This window comes from Rhodocytophaga aerolata (genome assembly GCF_030503435.1).
Taxonomy (GTDB): Bacteria; Bacteroidota; Bacteroidia; order Cytophagales; family 172606-1; genus Rhodocytophaga; species Rhodocytophaga aerolata.
Genome location: NZ_JAUKPO010000005.1, coordinates 368,300 through 386,884, shown reverse-complemented (window position 1 = coordinate 386,884; position 18,585 = coordinate 368,300). Strand labels below are relative to the sequence as shown.

The 18,585-nt window shown below is 42.4% G+C and carries 13 protein-coding genes; 2 read left to right on the top strand and 11 right to left on the bottom strand.

Annotated elements, in window-relative coordinates:
• Window positions 1-20: 20 nt before the first annotated feature.
• The 4 genes from Q0590_RS12175 to Q0590_RS12160 all read right to left on the bottom strand — a co-directional run bounded on the left by Q0590_RS12175 (window position 21) and on the right by Q0590_RS12160 (window position 4,929).
• Entirely contained in the window at window positions 21-2,405 is a 2,385-nt protein-coding gene (locus Q0590_RS12175) for a TonB-dependent receptor (RefSeq protein WP_302037817.1), read from the bottom strand.
• Between the two features lie 441 nt (window positions 2,406-2,846).
• Window positions 2,847-3,011: an IS66 family insertion sequence element accessory protein TnpB gene (gene tnpB / locus Q0590_RS12170; RefSeq protein ID WP_302037816.1), complete on the bottom strand. Its 165-nt coding sequence runs from the start codon at window positions 3,009-3,011 to the stop codon at window positions 2,847-2,849.
• 625 nt (window positions 3,012-3,636) lie between these two features.
• Entirely contained in the window at window positions 3,637-3,885 is a 249-nt protein-coding gene (locus Q0590_RS12165) for a hypothetical protein (protein ID WP_302037815.1), read from the bottom strand.
• Between the two features lie 648 nt (window positions 3,886-4,533).
• Window positions 4,534-4,929, bottom strand: a complete 396-nt coding sequence (locus Q0590_RS12160) for a hypothetical protein (RefSeq protein WP_302037814.1) — start codon at window positions 4,927-4,929, stop codon at window positions 4,534-4,536.
• Window positions 4,930-5,285: 356 nt separating this feature from the next.
• Here Q0590_RS12160 and Q0590_RS12155 point away from each other — a divergent pair, with 356 nt between their 5' ends.
• The gene (locus Q0590_RS12155; protein ID WP_302037813.1) at window positions 5,286-7,352 is read left to right on the top strand and encodes a PAS domain-containing sensor histidine kinase; all 2,067 of its coding nucleotides are present in this window, start codon (window positions 5,286-5,288) and stop codon (window positions 7,350-7,352) included.
• Window positions 7,353-7,611: 259 nt separating this feature from the next.
• Here Q0590_RS12155 and Q0590_RS12150 read toward each other — a convergent pair whose 3' ends face one another.
• The 5 genes from Q0590_RS12150 to Q0590_RS12130 all read right to left on the bottom strand — a co-directional run bounded on the left by Q0590_RS12150 (window position 7,612) and on the right by Q0590_RS12130 (window position 13,614).
• The gene (locus Q0590_RS12150) at window positions 7,612-10,449 is read right to left on the bottom strand and encodes a hypothetical protein (protein WP_302037812.1); all 2,838 of its coding nucleotides are present in this window, start codon (window positions 10,447-10,449) and stop codon (window positions 7,612-7,614) included.
• A gap of 352 nt (window positions 10,450-10,801) precedes the next feature.
• Window positions 10,802-11,044 carry a hypothetical protein gene (locus Q0590_RS12145; protein WP_302037811.1) on the bottom strand — a complete coding sequence of 81 codons (243 nt, stop codon included), beginning with the start codon at window positions 11,042-11,044 and terminating at the stop codon, window positions 10,802-10,804.
• A gap of 749 nt (window positions 11,045-11,793) precedes the next feature.
• Window positions 11,794-12,288: a VOC family protein gene (locus Q0590_RS12140; protein WP_302037810.1), complete on the bottom strand. Its 495-nt coding sequence runs from the start codon at window positions 12,286-12,288 to the stop codon at window positions 11,794-11,796.
• Window positions 12,289-12,365: 77 nt separating this feature from the next.
• Window positions 12,366-12,788 (bottom strand): DoxX family protein, encoded by a 423-nt coding sequence (locus Q0590_RS12135; RefSeq protein ID WP_302037809.1) that lies wholly within the window; start codon window positions 12,786-12,788, stop codon window positions 12,366-12,368.
• 247 nt (window positions 12,789-13,035) lie between these two features.
• Entirely contained in the window at window positions 13,036-13,614 is a 579-nt protein-coding gene (locus Q0590_RS12130) for a Crp/Fnr family transcriptional regulator (RefSeq protein WP_302037808.1), read from the bottom strand.
• A gap of 258 nt (window positions 13,615-13,872) precedes the next feature.
• Between Q0590_RS12130 and Q0590_RS12125 the strand changes: the two genes are divergently transcribed.
• A complete protein-coding gene (locus Q0590_RS12125; RefSeq protein WP_302037807.1) occupies window positions 13,873-14,514 on the top strand; it encodes a trimeric intracellular cation channel family protein in 642 nt (213 codons plus the stop codon).
• Between the two features lie 224 nt (window positions 14,515-14,738).
• On the opposite strand, the gene Q0590_RS12120 is transcribed toward Q0590_RS12125, so the two are convergent.
• Window positions 14,739-16,451 carry a GH39 family glycosyl hydrolase gene (locus tag Q0590_RS12120; RefSeq protein WP_302037806.1) on the bottom strand — a complete coding sequence of 571 codons (1,713 nt, stop codon included), beginning with the start codon at window positions 16,449-16,451 and terminating at the stop codon, window positions 14,739-14,741.
• Between the two features lie 198 nt (window positions 16,452-16,649).
• On the bottom strand, window positions 16,650-17,693 hold the full coding sequence (locus Q0590_RS12115) for a nucleoside hydrolase (RefSeq protein ID WP_302037805.1): 1,044 nt from the start codon (window positions 17,691-17,693) through the stop codon (window positions 16,650-16,652).
• Window positions 17,694-18,585: the final 892 nt, after the last annotated feature.

Genomic DNA, 18,585 nt, shown 5'->3' with positions numbered 1-18,585 from the left:
TGAAACAAGCCAGAAGAGTTTTAAAACTTATAGCTTACACTTAACAGGGCACGTCTGGTCCACTGCGGCTCCCATACCCCATACCCTCCCAGATAATTGATCCGATTAGTCAGGTTGGTTACGTTTAGCTGTATTCTGGCCTGGCGGTAGCTATAGCCGATAGCTGCATCCATGGTATAGTTGGCTGGTACTTTATTTTCCGGTGTGTTTTCATTGTCCCCATAAAAATAGCCTTTGTAATAAATCCCATACCCCAGATCCAATCCTTTCAGCAAAGAAGTGAATTGATAGTTGCCCCACACATTAAACATTTGCCGTGGCTGGTTCATAAGCCAGTTGCCTTTCTGATAGGCTACATCGTCTACAATTTGCGCTACAATCACGGAGCCGGAAGCCAGTATCCGCAGGTTATCTGTTAGTTTTCCGTTTATATCTAGCTCCAGGCCCCGGCTCTGGTGTTTATTTGCCAGGTAAGTAAAATAGGAACCTTCTCCAGGCAGAAAGGACACGTATTCAAAATCAGGCGCTGAATTGGCGTATGCCCAATTATATACATCTTCTTTCGCAATATTGAATGCTGCCAAAGTAAGGCCTAATTTTCTGTCGAAAAAATCTCCTTTTACACCAAACTCCAGTTGTTTACCATAGGTAGGGGGCACCTGCTTGCTGGCATCTATCCAATCGAAGCCATTCACTTCGTAACTTTGGGCATATGAACCATATACTGAAAGCCAGGGTTGAGGTTTATACACTAATCCGAAACGGGGAATAAGTGGCCGTTCTATTACCTGGTCGGCATCAGCTGGTTCATCTGCTTTGTTATTGTAGGCAGTACCGCTGACATATTGGTTATAACGAATGCCTAACAAGAGCTGAAGTTTCTCGTCGAACATACTGATCTGATCCTGCAGATAGAAACCTAAGCGGTTGGTATACCCGGCAGAGTTTTCCCAGACCTGTGGTAAGTACATAAGCGGAGCTGCTCCTAATTGAGGGTTAAACAAATTCAGGCTACCTTCAATATTTTCCTGTAAAAAGCCTCCCATTCGAATCCGGTCATTTACATAATCCCCTCCAATCAGTAGTTTGTGGCGGGCAAAACCTGTCTTAACCTCCCCTATCAAATCAAAAGCCGTGGTCCAGGTATCGAAACGTTGTTTAAAGAAATACTGGTAACGGGTAATATTGCCTGCTTGGTCAGCATCGTTGTTGATATAGACATTAAGTGGCGTACGTTCGGTAGTATTGTAACTAGTTACATTCTGCAGGCTCCAGCTGTCGGTAAGCTGATGTTTTAAGGTGGAATAGGCACTGCTATTGATGTACGTATAGGTGGCTTCCCGCTCGCCCAGGAATGTTTTTTCAGAAATTTTGCTCAGTCCGGCAAACGTGTTATCAGGTGAAACAATCCCCGGATCACCTACCCGGTTGTCATTCTTGTATGTTCCTTCCACTGTCCACTGCGTACGTGGCGTGATCATCCAGGTAAGAGAAGGTGCCAGCATAAACGTTTCATTTTCCACTACGTTGCGGAAACTGCGGGATTTTTCATACGTAGCATTCAGACGATAAAGCACCGTACGTTTTTCATTCAATGGGCCACTTATATCGAAAGTGGGCCGGAATAATCCGTATTGCCCTACTTTAAGCTCCAAACGCCGGTAGTCATAGGTAAGCGGTTTTTTAGTAACAAAGTTGATAATACCCCCGGGCGCTACATCCCCATATAAGATGGCTGCCGGCCCTTTGAGAAACTCAATATTCTCATAAAAATCAGCGAAATGGTTTCCCATATTCCACAGCAACGTACCATTACGGCGGAAGTTGGTCCAGTTATTCATATCAAAACCTCTGGAGTTGAAATATTGATAGCCTCCATTGTAAGAACCTGTCTGGTTGATGCCACTTACATTTTTTACAACATCTTTCATATCAATAACCTGCTGCTGCTGCAGAATATCTTGCCCGATTACCTGCACCGACATGGGTATATTGATGAGTTCTATATCATTTTTAGTAATGGTAGAAGTTCGGCGTTTCTGACCCAATACTTCTACTTCTTTTAAGTTCTGTACGCCTTCATCTACGATAACTGAAATATCTGTTGTTTGGCCTGCCATTACTTCTACACGTTGCTCTTGTGGTTGAAAACCAATAGAAGAAATAACTAGGGTTTGTGTACCTACCGGAACATTCCGGAGAACAAAATTTCCTGTATCGTTTGTGCTTGTACCTAGGTTTGTTCCTTTTACTATAACACTTACATAAGCGGCCGGTTGACCTTCGCCAGATGTGATTCTGCCTTGAATAATACCATTGGAGTTTTGTGCAAAGGCAGGTAAGCTGAATAGAAAATATAGCAGGAATACACGTAAGATTGTAGGAGTAGAAATAGAGGATACCATGGAGCTATTTGGAATGTTTATAAACAATTCAAAGATTATAAGATAATCGGTATCATACAAATTTTATTTAGATTAATTCTAAATAATTCTACCAAATAATCATACGATAGCTTGTTGGTTAAGGCAATAGAAATAATAGTACTAGAAAATTGAACTCCCCTAAAATAATCGAAAATGGAAATTGGACTTTATCCGAAAAAATGCATACTTATAAAAACGTCCTTAAAAAAGCCTATTTATTGACAGATGTGAATAGTGATTGATTCACCCCTCAATCTGGATGGGTTATTTATCCCTCTTGCTTTTTTTATACTTATGTATTTTTCTTGCACTCACACATGCCTTCTGTGGCGATGGGTAATTTCATACTTCTACGCCTTCTGTGAGCAAACACAGTGCAACCACCATCTGGCAGCTTGGACAGTTGAAAGGTATCTGACTCTAATCGTTTGTAGTACAGAACAAACCAATCTTTCTCCATATCAGGAGCTTGATCTTATCTCGGCTCTTGCCTACAAAAATATACACATAGCCGGAGAGAACCTCTTTACTCATGCCAGTGGAGACATTGCCACTCCAGGCATCAAATCTTTTACACATATCCACCGGTTCTTTGGTAGAGAAAAAATCGTTGAGAAGCCGTCAATGCGAACATACGTTGGGTAGTTCTTTGAGATAGCCTGCCGGAATGATGGTGGAAAACGGATAACTGCTCTTGTAGGCAGCACTGCTTCCATACTACCGGTAGAGAATTGAATAGTAGCAGGTGTAGGTACTGGAGGTGGACAAGCAAGACGGATAAAACCTGAAGTGCTGTCTGTGGCTATTACTTCTTTGCGAGGCTTACTTGTCGTAGCTACTGCTTCATTTGCAGTAGCTTTGTGAGGTTGAGTTGTCCGGTAACTGCCTACCCAATACGCTACGATATGGACGGTAACTGGTGGATGGTGCAGAATTGTTTTTGTGGCAGGCCACTTTTAAGTCAGCCTTCCACCAAAGGAAATATCTCTTGTCAGGTTTAATTTGTGGGGTCATTATCTTTAACAGTTTTCTGCTAAATTACTCCGGCCACCAGACCTAAATCAAGGCTACATCACCCGATGGATACGTAAATTTTTTATCTTACAATCCTGTGTAGCTAGTTAGAAAAGTATAGAATAATAGATAAATGATTAAAAGCTATTGTTATAATTTTGGATAATGTGCTTGGTAATCAGGCAAGAATATTATATTATTCTGCTTTTCTATACTTCCTAAATAACGTAGCTAATAAGATTCCATTGATAAGTAACACTACATAGTCAATTGTAATGACAGCTACCTCAAATCTATATTCTCTATTAATACCATATATGAATGAAATAATAGCTAAAGCAACTATAGTAAATAAAACCCCAATTATAAACATCCAACGAATTGATTTTTCCAACAAACTATTTTTATCAAATACCGGAGCTATACAGGCAAAAGATACGCTCATCAACAAATATCCCAGCTCTTCCAGGGCAACAAAGATACCATGCGGATTATATTGGGATAATAAGGATATGCCATCGGAGTAGGCTTGGCTGAATAACAGAGCCTTGAAGAAAATAATCTAAAAGTAAAGTAAAAGATGCCATCGCAGAAAAACTCAAGGCGATTAACCCAAATACTTTTTTTCCCTTGATGCGTAATAAAACACACAACTGATAAGGGCGATATATGCCAGCATTAATATACATGCAGGATACATCCAGTAATAATCTCTTGGGAACCTGGAGGCAATGTTTAACTAGGGATACTGATAACATCCCTCTTGGCAAAATGGACCAGACAAAGGGGGTGTGAGTATAGCAATCACAAAGGTTACTATCGTTAGCAGGGTAATAAGTAGGGCTATATAAAAGCTAAAATGAAAAAAGCTTTTTACTTCTTTAGGTTCATGATTGGGCTGTGTCATGGATAGTTTGTATAAGTTGTACATGGAAAATGAAAAGTACCCCACCTATGGAGATAAAAATATAGGAGTGAAATAATAAATCCCATATTTCTTTGCTTACTATATATAGTATTTAGTTAACAGGTATTCCCGCACCATTGCATTGGCAAAAGCAAGATCATAGGTAACCAAAAAAATACCTAAACATCAGTTCCTGGTTTTAGGAAGCAAATAGGTTAAGAAAAGAATAATCATTCCAACCATTGTAGTAGTTGGTTGCATCCAGGAGACATAGCCGATAATGGATACTTGTGTTATAATCCAAAGGAGTACTAGTATGCCGCAGATAAATGCTGCATTTCGGGCGTAGCGATGATGGTTGAAAACCAAAATGGCTGCTAGGATACAGGAGCCACCAATCACTACAAAGAGAAACAAACTTGGGAGAAAATAACTCTTGAACGGACTGCCTTCCAGCCATTCCAGGGGTACATTTTCTGCCCCGGCCATTCCGTAGTAGCCTCCGGCCAATGCATTCAGGGCAAGTAAGGATAGGATCATTCCTAAGGGAAGGCGAACTGCATTTTCTTTAATTATTATCATGCTGCTGCTCGGGTTAGTTGGTTTTTATGACTTGAAACTGTATGGCTAGTGATAACTCAATTTTTGGCGAGGTACTAAAATGAACTGGGGTGATGGAAGTATATTTTATATTTCTTACCTTTTTTCCATCAAAGCAACCTATTTTGCAAACCTAGTAAAAGCTGAAAAACAAGCGTATGAGCCTTATCACATTATTTCCTGATACATATCAACTAACCCGTATAATCGTTTATCACTAGTCAATTACAGGATTTGCTATACCCAAAGATTTTTTAAGGCAATTTCTATTGAACATTGTTAGGCTAAAATTGTTAATTTACCCACACGTAAACCCTACTTACGCGTTTAATTATAGTATGAAAGATTCTTTCCAACACATACCTTCTTACGCCTCTTTCCTGTTGCATGAAAAGCTTTCCGCTTTTTGTCAACTCTACTTGCAAAGAGCCGCTATATTGAATCATACCCTGGTAGGTTCACAAAACCTTTCAGGTGAGGAAGATCAACTGGCCTTTCTTAAAAAAGAGTTTTTCGATCTTTTGCAATGCCTTCAGGTGGGTAAAGGGAAACAGCATATACTTGAGCGTATCCGGTTATGGAAAAACAATGAGTTATCCTACCTATCAAGAGATATGCAAGGAGTCTCCTATATCGTTACCTCTATCAATATCAGTAAATTTGTTTTTATCAAACTACTCAAAGACTACTCCTCCCACATAGAACTGCGTGAGCAGATTCTCATCGAATTAGTAGAATTCTATAGCTTTTATTTTTTAAAGCTCATTGAAGCCTTTGGAGAAATTGGGCAAGAAAGGCTCCTGCAACAAAAAGAGTTTAGCCAATCTCTTATCAATCATTGCATAGATGGCATTTCTGCTTATGACCTCGATTGGAAAGTAACCGAATGGAATCCTGCTATGGAAAGAATGATTCAGGTTCGAAAAGAGGAAATCTTAGGCAAAAGCTTCTATGATTTTTTTCCCTCCTATGTAGGTTCAGAAGAAGCGTTAATAGCTAAAAAAGTGTTTGAAGGGGAATCTGTTCACCTGACAGACAGGCCTTACAAAGTAGGAAAAGGGTGGTATGAGGCGCATTTTGTGCCTCTGCATAACGAGAAGAAAGAAGTGATAGGTGCCTTAAGTATAACCCGGGACATAACCCAACGAAAGGAATGGGAGTTAAAGATACAAGAGGATCAACACTTTATTCAAAGCCTTGCGGATACCTCTCCGGATGTAATTACCGTCTATGATCTAACCAAAGGAGTAAATATTTATTCATCTAAAGAAATCTATGAAATCCTCGGCTACAACCAGCAAGAGTTAAAGGCCTTGGTAGAGAAAGGCGTGCAGGGATTAGTAGAAGTGATTCACCCAGAGGACCTGCCCTTGATCCTTACATTTTTAGAATCCTACAAGACCTATACCGGCAGTAAGGCCAGGGACTTGGAATACAGAATAAAAGACCATCAAGGCAATTATCGCTGGATTATGGACAGATATAATGTATTTAAACGGTCAGCCGATGGTTTGCCTATTCAGATTATTGGAGTGGCCAGAGATAATACGGCACGAAAACTAGCCGAACAAGAACTCAAAGAGGTAAACGTTAAGTTACATGAAACCAATGAAGAACTGCTGCGCACTGAAGAATTACTTAAGGAAGCCAATGATGAGCTAGAAGAACGTGTAGCATTAAGAACAGCAGAGTTAATAGAAAAAAACAAGCAATTGATCCGCACCAATACGGATCTAGACAATTTTATTTATACCGCCTCTCATGACCTGCGTGCCCCGATTGCTAATATAGAGGGGCTCATCATGCTGCTAGCAAAAAGCTTAGCGGACCGCTTGCAGGCAAATGAGCAAACGCAACTTGAGTACGTGTCTAAAAGTGTTATCAAGCTCCGAAAAACCATCGATGATTTAACTGATATTGCCAGGGTACAAAAAGACCTGGATGCTCAAGTAGAACAGATTTCTTTTCAAACCATGTTTGAGGAAGTCTATGAGGATGTAGCCTCCTTAGCAAAGCTCTCGCAAGCGCAGATCATCACACAATTTGATGTAGCTCAAGTGCCGTTTAGCAAGAAAAATATGAAAAGCATTTTCTATAATCTTTTGTCAAATGCGATCAAATATCATTCTGCAGAAAGGCTGCCCCAAATAAAAGTGCATACCTATCAGAGAGGTGAATATACCGTTTTATCCGTAGATGATAATGGCTTAGGTATCCCGGAAAGAAGCAAGGATAAGCTATTCAAAATGTTTAAACGCTTCCATACCCATGTAGAAGGTACAGGTATAGGCCTATATATTGTCAAGCGGGTAGTAGAGAACAGCGGAGGAAAAATTGAAGTGGAAAGCAGGGAAGGCCAAGGTTCGACGTTCCTTATTTACTTTCCATCCAAAATGGAATACTAAAATACCCCGGAGAAAGGTAGCAAAGTTTGCTAACGCTTTAGCTCACGCTGATTTTCTCAGCTATGTTCAAAGCTATTTCAGCTAATGAAAGATGGTGCACAATAAAATGGCTAGTAATAGTTTCTTTACTTTCATAGGTATACATTTTATTTGGCAGAGGCAAACTGCTGAAAGAGCGTATACACATTAGCAATCTGCCCTTTTGCTTTATTTACCAGACACAAGAGCAACTGCAAGCATTGGCCTCTGAGCCATACTGCTAGTATGTTACAATAATTACCTGCTTCTCTGAATCTAGTTTAGGAAGGCGAACCCATTCTTTAATTCTATCGAAATCTTTCCAGGGCTGTCCGTTTACGGATACTGAGCGTATCTTTTTCTTTTGTGGATGGCGGAAACGCACGAGTATTACTTCTGGTTTTTCATTGCCGGAAAGATCTACCGTAGCGCTTATTTGGTTACCAGAGGTATTGCTGTCCATACTAAAAGAAAGCGTTCCAAAATAGGTAGGCGCCTGCTTTACCTCTATCCGCTTGCCGTTTTCTAACCAGGGTCTGGGTATAGCCTGCCCTACAATCAGTGTGTTATGGTCCCACTCATGGATCAGCATTTTTCTGTATAATTCAAACCAGGCGCCATCGGAACTAGGTGGCCCATAATACTGGCCCCATGCCCACCGGTGTTCAAGTGGAGAGAGTTGATGATGTGAAAACCCACAAGCCATCAGGCTATAAAATGAACGGATTGCTGCTTCCGGTTCGTCCCGCAGCAAATAAGCAGAAGCTTGCTGTACATAAATTGGCTCATTGGCCGCACCCTGATTTTTTAGAAACAAATTGTCTTCATGGTCGTGCAGCATGGCCGTTGTAAGCCAGCCTTTGGGATCAATAGCCGCCAGCCGCGACAAATGTAAGGGCCCGCAATCCACATCGGTCGGATACCATTCATCCAATAACCTACGGGAAGTCATGGCATCGGAGGGTACAAAGTGGTTCCAGGTGCCATCGGCCAGTTGTATCACTGGTGCTTGTACACTGCTTTTTGCAAAAGTGCGTTCTACATCCTCTTTCATCTTTTCAGCTATTAGCTTCACTTCTTCGGCTCTGGCGTGTCCATACCTGGAAAGAGCCCGGCTAAACAACTCCAACCCAGCTACATAATAGGCTTGGGTAAATCCCCACTCCCGTTCTTCATGGGTGAGGTCGTTGAGCGGGGCACGGATGAGCCCGGTAGCATCTTTGCCTATGCTGGCTTTGGCTACCTGGGAAAGGCACCAGTCGAGGGTTTTAATAGATTGAGGCAGCAGGCGTTGAAAGAAAGTTTTATCCTGTGAGAGCAGGTAGTTTTGTGCAATGGCATATAAATGCCCTGGAGAATACACGCCCCAGTTGGCATAACCTGCTATCCGTCCATCAGGCTGCTGCTGACTCTGGAACATGGCCATAAACTCTTCTTCGGCCACTTGCCAATGTCCCCGCAAACCATAAATCATATAATCTACATACACTCCCTGATTAATGGGCCAGTCGGCATTTACTTGTCCGTAGGCTGTATTGGCATAGGGTAAATCTATTCTTTCCTCTCCCTGTTCTCCGGTGCGGTGGCGGGGAAGAATAAGGGCATGCCACAAATTTGCCCGGAAAAGATTATTTACAGCCTGTTCAGGTACCTGAAAGTGTGCTCCCTGGCTAAGCCAGTTTTCCCAGTAAGCGATAGTTGCTTGCCTGGCCGTGTCAAAGTTCAATTGGGCTAGCCTTTCCATATCGGTTGCAGGTACCGCAGGCGAAGGAAGCTTGAGTACGATTTCATGGGTTTGGCCTGCCGGTAGCACACCTACACAAGAAAAAGTAACTGTTGTATTGTTTTCTCCAGGAGTGGTAGCTGTGACTTCTAGCGATACATCAGGTCCGGTTTCCACCATTAGCCATATGTTGCCAGAGCCGGTTTCTGCAATCGCCCATTGCGTACCCATGCGTTTCACTTGCAGCGATGTGTTTTTTTTCTCACCAGTCAGGCTGAAGCCTATATTTACAGGCCCTGACTTACCGGACAGCGTCAGTTTAGTTAGCATTACGCCGGCTATTTCTCCGCGCTGTGCAGGTTTACCAGAAGTAAGCTGCGCGGCAAATTGCTCTATCTGGCACTGCTGCCCCTTGTTTTCGAAGGTAGTATTAACTACTGGAAGCCCATTTACAATCCGCTGGCTTTTCCATTGACTGCCCTGCCAGACAAAGCTTTGAGCAAACTTATGGGGAGAAGCAAAATCCGGCCGTACATTTGCCCACCGGTCTACAGTAAACTTGTACAAGGAGCCATGTGCCGGAGCAGTTACTACTAAATGTCCTTTGCTACCCATCCAGGTGGTTTCCCAGGGTTTGTTCCACTCCAGCGGATTGCCAAAATCTTCCCATAATTGCTTGAACTGGCCAAGTGAGGCATCCGGCTCTTGTTTTACCTTGTTCAAGGTCCGGATGCCTTTTAAGGAAGCCAGGTGCTGCTTAAAATTTAGCGGATTGCTGGTGAGGGTAACAAACGCATCATGCTCGGGTAGCCACATGGCCTTATGACGCAGCAATTGTTCTACTCCAATGGTAAAGCCTCTGGTTCCATCTTCAGATAATAGAATGGTGAGCAGCGGGGCATCAGGTTTATTCCAGGGATCGTCTTTTAACCTGGCCACCTGCCCGGGTAAACCGTTAGATAGCAGATAACCCCACATAGCATCTTTGTCTGGTGAGTAGGAATATTGATGGGAGGCAAGTGTACGTAAAGGAGCAGCCGGCTTTGGCCAGGTAATTTCTGTGGTGAGTTCATCTACATCTCCGGCTCCGACAGAAAACAACGAAACAGCCCCAATCTGATCGTTAGCCTCCAGCTTACTTCCTACTGGGATGGCTACTTTCAGTCCGGGAGAAGTACCCTTGAAACGTACCTGGTAAGAAACAGTTTGTGCAGAACGGTACCCAAATGAAACGCGTACAGAGGTTTTCTCTACTACAGCTTGCTGCTCCTGACAATTGGCTGTTATAGAAAACAATAGACAACTAAGCAGCAACTTTAAAAAACATATACTTCTGGCCGGACATAAATGACGCATAAAAAAGTTTTTAGTTTAATTGGTCTAGTTTTCATGACAAATAACGTAGTATATGCACCTGCGTATGGAGGCCAATCCTGCGCTTATATCTCTTGTGAATGAGTCTACTGCAAAAGAAATACTTTCCTCTAAAAGTTCTGTTATTCCTAGCCAAGTAAGTTTTTGTCTAGATCAACCGATGAATAAAACAGAAGCAGGCTATAGTTCCTGCACTAGGTATTAAAACTGTGATTAAAGGCTTAAGGAGAAAAATAAGCTTTTGGAAGAGAAGAGTTAGGGTTACTTACAAAGTAATAATACGCATAGGGTTGTAGGGTATTACAAATCTATGTGCATTTTATTTCGTAATGCTTTACCTGCCGTTTATACTCGTATCTGAGCCAGGAAAAGTAAAACTTGCGCTTTGTGTACCAGGTATATAGGTGCCTCCTTCATATAAACCATCTTTGATATTACCAGTAGAACTACTGTCAAGGTAAACAGAACAGGAGTTACCCCCAACAAGTGAAGACGAAGAGACAACCAGAGATTGATAGCTTTTAGCAGGATTGAAGGTTACAATAGCATTTCCATTGTCACCCTGTAAGTGGATCAATTGGTTGACCTGTTTAGCTGAACTAAAAGTCACCTTCAGCGAATCCTAAGTAGAAGATTGGCTAGTAGCCTGGCCCATGCCTGAACTATTTACCACTATCAGCAGACCACCGGAAATGTTAAAGGTTTTATCATAGTATATAGTTCCGTTTCCACTGGCAGAAGGCCCATTTACAACAACACCCCACCGCTTATGTCAATATATCCATTTGCATCGTTACAGAAAAAGATGCTGAATATTTATTAAGACTTATGTAAAAGGCTAACGTATATCCCTAGTCAAAAATGTTGTAAACCCCTCTTATAATATTTCTACAGGTTTATAAACAGAAAAGGCAGCATAATTCTTAAAGCGTTCTATCTCCCGCAATAGCACAGGGCTTTATGTCTAAGAAAGTTACTTGTGTTTCTTAAGAAGCACCTATATAATGGTTTTTTAATCTGGAAATCAGAGTATTGGTACATTTTGTAGGAGCATAAGAGCTTATTTATATTTAAAGGCCATCAGTCACATTCTTCCTGTCTTAAACAATGTCGACTTTCAAATGCGAGATTCAGGTCTAATACTGCCCGTAAGATGATATCTGTTCCTGATTTTGCAAATAGGTTTACGTTTGAAAAAGCAATGGTTGCTTTAGGTTTTGTATTTAAACGCCTGGCTTAGGCAACCGTTCCTGAGTATGCCACTGTAAAACAAGCGAATGCCCAGATATCTGAAAGGATACCTAGCATTCGCTTGTTTGCAGGCCATTACTCCTGCGCTTCTTTGAGTAGTTCTTCCAGGTTGAGTGGCTGTGTATACATGGTAAGTGACCCATCCGGATTTGTTGGCCACAGTTCTCTGGGTTTATCCCAGTATAATTCTACGCCATTGTTGTCCGGGTCTCTCAGATACAAAGCCTGCGAAACCCCATGATCGGAGGCTCCTATGTTGGGATAGTGGGCATCGCGGAGTCTTTTATAGATGGTTGCCAAATCTTTCCGGGTGGGATACAGAATAGCTGTATGATACAAGCCTACTCCTTCGCGGCTGGCAGGAGGCGCACCTTTACTATGCCAGGTGTTTAACCCGATATGATGATGATAGCCACCGGCGGAAATAAAGGCTGCCTGATCTCCATAGTACATCATCAGTTCAAAGCCTAACAGGTCCACATAAAAGGCAAGCGAGCGTTTTAAGTCGGCTACCTTTAAGTGAACATGGCCAATCTTTATTTGGGAAGGTATTTTATAGTCTGTCGTCATAGCTAAATGTTTTTTGTGTTTGAGTTATTTTATGCAATAATTGATACGGCAGTTGCTTGTTATTCTTTCGTACCTGCTTATTTTCTAGTGGTTGTTTGCAACAAGTAATCCAAGGAATATTTGCCTCCTCCTGCAAGCAACAATACGAGGTAGCCCAGCAAGTAAAGCAACGCAGGTTCTTTTACACCAAATGGGTCTGCAGCATGAATAAATAAAAAGGCTACGGCCATAGTAAAAAGCAGTGGAATAGCGGATAATCTGGTAGCCAAACCGGCTAATAGAAACAGCGAGCAAATCACTTCTGCAAAGACAGCAAGGCTTAAGGAAAGTGATGCGCTCATGCCCATTACAGAAGGAAAGGGTAGTGGATCGGCTGATAGAAGCATGCCCAGTTTGGGAATGCCATGTGTGAGCATCAAGGTGCCTATGCCGAGTCTGGCGATCAACAAGGCCAGATCGGTTGCCTGAGACGCAGGCGTTACAGTGAGTATCTTCTTCATCGGTTAAAAGGTTTAGGTTGTTTACTTATTTTGAACAAACTCTCCATCTGCTTTGATGCGTACCTCACTATGATGGCGATGGTTTGTTTCGTTTTCATGAGGTATCTTTTTTAGTCTACAATTTTATATAGCAAAGATACGGCGAGGCCATGCCCTTCTGCATTGACTGAACGCAAGAAAAAGCATTGATTTAAATCAATGAAACGGCAGTGACAAAGCGGAGGGAAAGAAGGGAGGAAAGAGAATATTATTGAGACGACAATCTTCTCCGGATACGGCTCAATGTTTCGGGCGTAAGTCCCATATAGGAAGCAATCATATGTTGAGGCACTCGCTGAACGATATCCGGATAGAGGCTGGTAAGACCCATATAGCGTTCTTCCACGGGTAAGCTGATAATAGAGGTTAGTCTTCGTTGCATGGCTATATAGGCACCTGTTATAGTAAGCCTTGTAAAGGTTTCGTACTTAGGTACGTTTGTCAACAGTTGCTCATGTGCGGTTTGGCTGATGAGCACGAGCTCGGAATCTTCCAGGGCATCGATATGGTAGGAGGCCGGTTCACCGGTAAGAAAACTATACAGATCAGAGATGAGCCAGCCTTCCAGGGCAAATTGTAGAATATGTTCATTGCCTGCCTCATCGACAGAGTATTGCCTGAGCACGCCTTTTTCTACGAAGGCGATGGCTTTGCAAACATCTCCTTCCTGCAGCAAGTACTGTTTTTTACGAAGTTTTTTTGGCGTTAAGTACGTTTGTATCTGCTGCTCTTCTTCTTTGGTAAGGGCCACTTTTTTAGTAAAGTGTTCGAAGAATAATTCGTACATAGGATGCAATGAAAAATAGATGATCACTCCCCTGCAAAGATGCAAATAAAAACTGCATGAGTAGAATGGTAGCCTGTATTCTTACGATATAGTCACCCCTCTAGTTAGAAGCTAAAAATAATAATCAACTAACTATATTACCTAGGAATCATTCACCTAAATTTGCGCCGGTATTACATCCAACATTAATACCTGGCTTGCAGACTATGCTGACAGCCGCCGCAGCCTGGTTCGATTAAACGGTATTGGGTAATTAGCATGGAAAAACTACAGTCCGTCTATTATTTTCTTGATCTGGCAGGTACGTTTGCCTTTGCTATAAGCGGGGCAACCGCAGCAAGAAAACGCAACCTTGACCTGTTTGGGATCTGTGCGATTGCCTTTATCGTGGCCTGTGGCGGTGGCATTATCCGTGATCTTTGCATTGGTGCTATTCCACCTGCCGGATTAACCAACTGGCCCTATCTGGTGGTAGCCATCATCGCTACCTTGTTGACAGTCGGTTTATTTTCCATGGTAGAGCGGCTTAACCGCCCGGTGCTATTCTTCGATTCTGTTGGCTTGGCCTTGTTTGCTGTAACCGGTGCGCAAAAAGCACTTTTATTTGGTCACAATGGGGAGGTAGCTGTCCTTTTGGGTATTACTACAGCCGTAGGTGGGGGAGTAATACGCGATGTGTTGCTTAACCGGGTTCCGGTTATTCTGGAAAAAGAGATTTATGCATCAGCGGCACTTATGGGGGCTTTATTGGTTGTGCTGGGAAATTATCTCAAATGGATATCAGGCGATTGGGTGGCCATTATTGCTTTAACGGTATCTTTTACCTTACGCATATTAGCCCTTCGGTATCATTGGAACCTGCCAGTTCCTTCAAATAATAAACTCCCATTGGATGAATAATAAGCTTCCAGGGCTGCTTCGCTAACTGGGATATATACTTACCCAGCATGTACTAGCTAAACCCATATCTTTTGTTACCAAGTCTTCCATAACTGGTAAGTGCAGCCTGGACTTCCTTCAAAAAGGAGGACGATAAGTTAAGCACAATCTGTCTGCAAAAGGCCATAAAGAATCGCAGCTAACTGCCCTTTTCTATTACTTGGCTTAAAGTGCAAATCAGTCAATTACCAGTCAATTTTAAGCAAGGAAACGGCCTGCGCCGGAAGGGGCATGGAAATTAACAGCACTCCTTCTTTGGTTTTCATCCATGCCGGAGAGCTTAGCATGTGTAACTGCCCGGATTGTTCTAGTTCGTTAATCTGCTCAGCGGTTGGTTGCTGGGGTGAACCCATTTTCTTCCACCTTTCATACGCATTACTATGTTGCCCATCAATCCGGTAATGGGTAACCAGTACCTGTTCTTTTGTGAAGCCGTTTATCTGTACTTCTACTACTTGAGCAGGTGTAACCACATCATCATCGTGGTAATTCCAGAGCATGACGGCAGCCGTTGAGGTATCTTTACTAGCTAATGCGCCAATATCGGGCCTGCTGCCCCGGATACTGGAATCCCGTGCCTGTGCTAAAGAATAAGCGCCATCACTCGTAACTTCTACCCGGTGGCCTTGCATCATGCCAAACATGCGAAATACATTCAGCACCGGTTTGTCCACTCCGTTGGTAGCTAGGTCACGGAACCCATAAAACCAGGGCTGATTTTCGAACTCGAATGACCAGGAGACGGCCCCTTTAAAGTTTACACCATAATGGTCAGCAAGTGCATATTTACGGGCAAAAGACGCAGCCGTATAGGAGGAATACATAGTGCCATTGCGGTAAGCATTTTCAGGATTGGTTTGCATGCCACAGGCGGCACATCCTTCAGGGTCTGATTCCCCAATTACAATAGGCAATTGTTTTAACTCTGGAAAGGAAGCCACGATCTCAAAACCTTTGGAAATGTCTTTTAGTTGGGCTCCTATATTCATCCGTACATGGCTATCTACTACTTTGGGATCTCCTTTGGCATGAAAAGCAATAAAATCAAGCGGAGCCCCTACCTTGCCGGTGGCATAGTTTTTTCCCCGCAAGCAATGTTCAAGAAAGTTGCGAAGAAAGCTTGCGGCTTTATCCCACCTGGGACCAGTAGAATCCGGGCCTCCCATTTTCGCACCCGGAAGCGCTCTTTTGACGGCATCAGCTGTGTAGTCATAGAGTTTGTGGTATTCTTCTTCGGTTCCCTGCCAGTAGTCAATATTGGGTTCATTCCACAGTTCCCATAGCCAGCTTTCCACTTCTTTTTCTCCATAGCGGGCTACACAATGTTTTACCCATTGATAAACCAACTCTGCCCATTTATTATAATCTTTAGGCGGATACGCCCATCCGGTGTATATTTCTTTGTAAGGCTTTCCGGGTTGCCAGTAATGGCGGTAAGGCTGTGGCTTTACAGAGAGCGCTTCTGGCATAAAGCCAATCTGGGCAATTGGTTTCATGCCCCGCTCCACATAGGTATCAAAGATGCTATCGATAATGGACCAGTTGTAAATAGGCCGGCCTTTCTTGTCTTCCCTATAGGCATTGGTTGAGCCCCACTTCAATGCAGGTGTGCCATCTCCTGTGGTCAATAGATTATGCACCCGGACATAGACCGGTACAGGACTTAAGGCAGCTAGCTCTGACAAAAGTTTTTTGCCATCTTTCATGTAGGTATAATTAGGCTCATCGTAGCCAAACCATGCCCAGACAGGTTCCATCTTGCCTTTAGCTTTGTTCAGATCCACCCGGATATTAACGCCGGATACCTGCTGAGTTTGTCCGAAGGCATTTTCCCAAGAAATAAACAGAAGCAGCAGGACAATGAGCTGCTTAAGTGGGTTCATAAAAGAAGTGTTCATACACGAATAGCTGCATGTTAACAGAAAAGTTAAGTTATACTACTTTTAACAAAATAACTATTAAACTCTCCAAACAAAGAAGTATTTGCGTAATTCCATCATTTAAGAACTGATATTCAACCATTGAAAAGGCCTTTGGATTACTACTCTACTGATAATGAAATTTTACGTCAGGTTAATAAACGATCAACTCATTTTTTATTTGGTTTTAGGGCGGCTTTGCTGGGTATATAATTCGAGCTTGGCAAAAAAATCAGCAAACATTAAATTTATGTCCAGGTGTGCATATACACGAATAGGGCGTCCATCATGGCTAAAGGTGTACTCACCCGCATTATTGATCCTGGGAGCCATCTTAGTTATATACCCACTTGATGAAGGATCTGCTTCAAAAGAGGATTGCAGGGCAGTAAGTAATACCAGGGGGCTATCGCCCATAACATAGGTTTCGCCAATATTTAATCCATACTTTCCTATTCTGCTCATTAAAGTTTCAATCACTTCACATAAGTAATTCCCCACTTTTCCCTGCGGCTTCACCTTTAATAGTAGCTGTGAATAAGGTAACAAAGCTTGCCGGTACGCATTCCTGGGTACTTGCCAAAGCATAAGGGTAGACTTGTTAAAGATTACCCTGGCAGCGGCAATATCTATATTCAGGTTATATTCAGGACTGGAATAGTTGGGGGGCGGAACAGCCAGATCACTATACTCAGGCCCGCCAATCCAAACTAAGGTAAGTTTATTTGCAATCTGGGGGTTAGTTAAAACAGCTGAAGCAATTTCTGTAAGATCAGCTCCACAAAGCACAAACAAAGGTAATTTGGTATCAGTCCGTAAAGCTTCTTTGATGATAAAATCCACAGCCTCACTTTTTACCGGCGTACTATCGTTGGGCATAGCTAAATCCGAACCGGCTATGACAGGGATGCTGCTTTTCCATTCCATGATTTGCAACAGTTCCCTGGCGTTCTTGGCCGCATTCTGGGCTTGGGTGGTTGAGTTGTCAAACCCATCGCCCACTTTCAGGTGGGAACCAATAATCGCTCTTATCTCTACAGAAGGAGATAAGAGCAGATGAGCTAATTGGAATAAACCATCCGGGTCACCGCTAAAGTCATTATCTATGATGACACGCATCCTGGGTGTGACTTTACTGCTAAGCGTTGTTGGTTGGCCAAAGCTGACAAGTGTTCCCAGCAGCAATACAAATAAGAATAGGAACCAAACTATTTTTATCATTTACTTACAAAAAGTTGATGCGATAAGTAGTGTTGAGCTACTAAAGTAAGGGTTGATGGAGTTAAATCCTATTTCTTATTCCTATGCTTCTTTATGGAGGACTTTTATTTTGGCAGCACCGGTCCTGATTCGGTTGGTAATACTCATTTACCTCTACCAGATCCATACGGCCTGTTGGACGCATAGTTGAGTAGCTGACCGGAAATTTGATAAAGAAGGAACATCGTATAGGTATCTGCAAGCTACCTCGCTGCTTTCACTCCCGATAGCTAGCTATATTTTCAACTTGGGAAATAGCATCCCCGTTGCCAGACTCCCTAATTTTTTCATACAAAAATGAAGAAGAATAAAACCTGTAAGTAAGCACCGATCGAAGGGAAATGATTATTTGTTGATTTAAGGCGTTCAAGAACCTTTCGGGGTAACGGGTTTGTGAAAGAATACCGGCTGGCATGATTGCCTCGATGAGTTGTAGATTTTCCGATGCAATATTTTCTTCCAGGTATTGAACACGGTTGTTGCGGGCGATAGGAATACTATCCCCATTGACAATAAAGTATATATCCCAGTGGTTAAAAGCAGTATTTCTTTAACCTAATTAGGCTGAAGAAAAGGTAAAAATAGGAAAGCCCAGCTATTGCCGGGCTTTCTTTATCTGGTTAAACATAAGTTAGTATCTATGATAAGTGCGTCTAAAAAACAGATTCATCAGCTTTCTAAACATGAAAATTTTAAATATATTCCGTAACATCCTTCTACTCGTTTAGTTCAACATATATTTATGTGACAGGTATACGATAGTGACGTTGAAAAGTTACGCCTATTCTCCACGTGTGTGCAGCTACCTGTACAATGGAGTACTTAAAGGGTAACTAAACTACCTGTTCCTTTT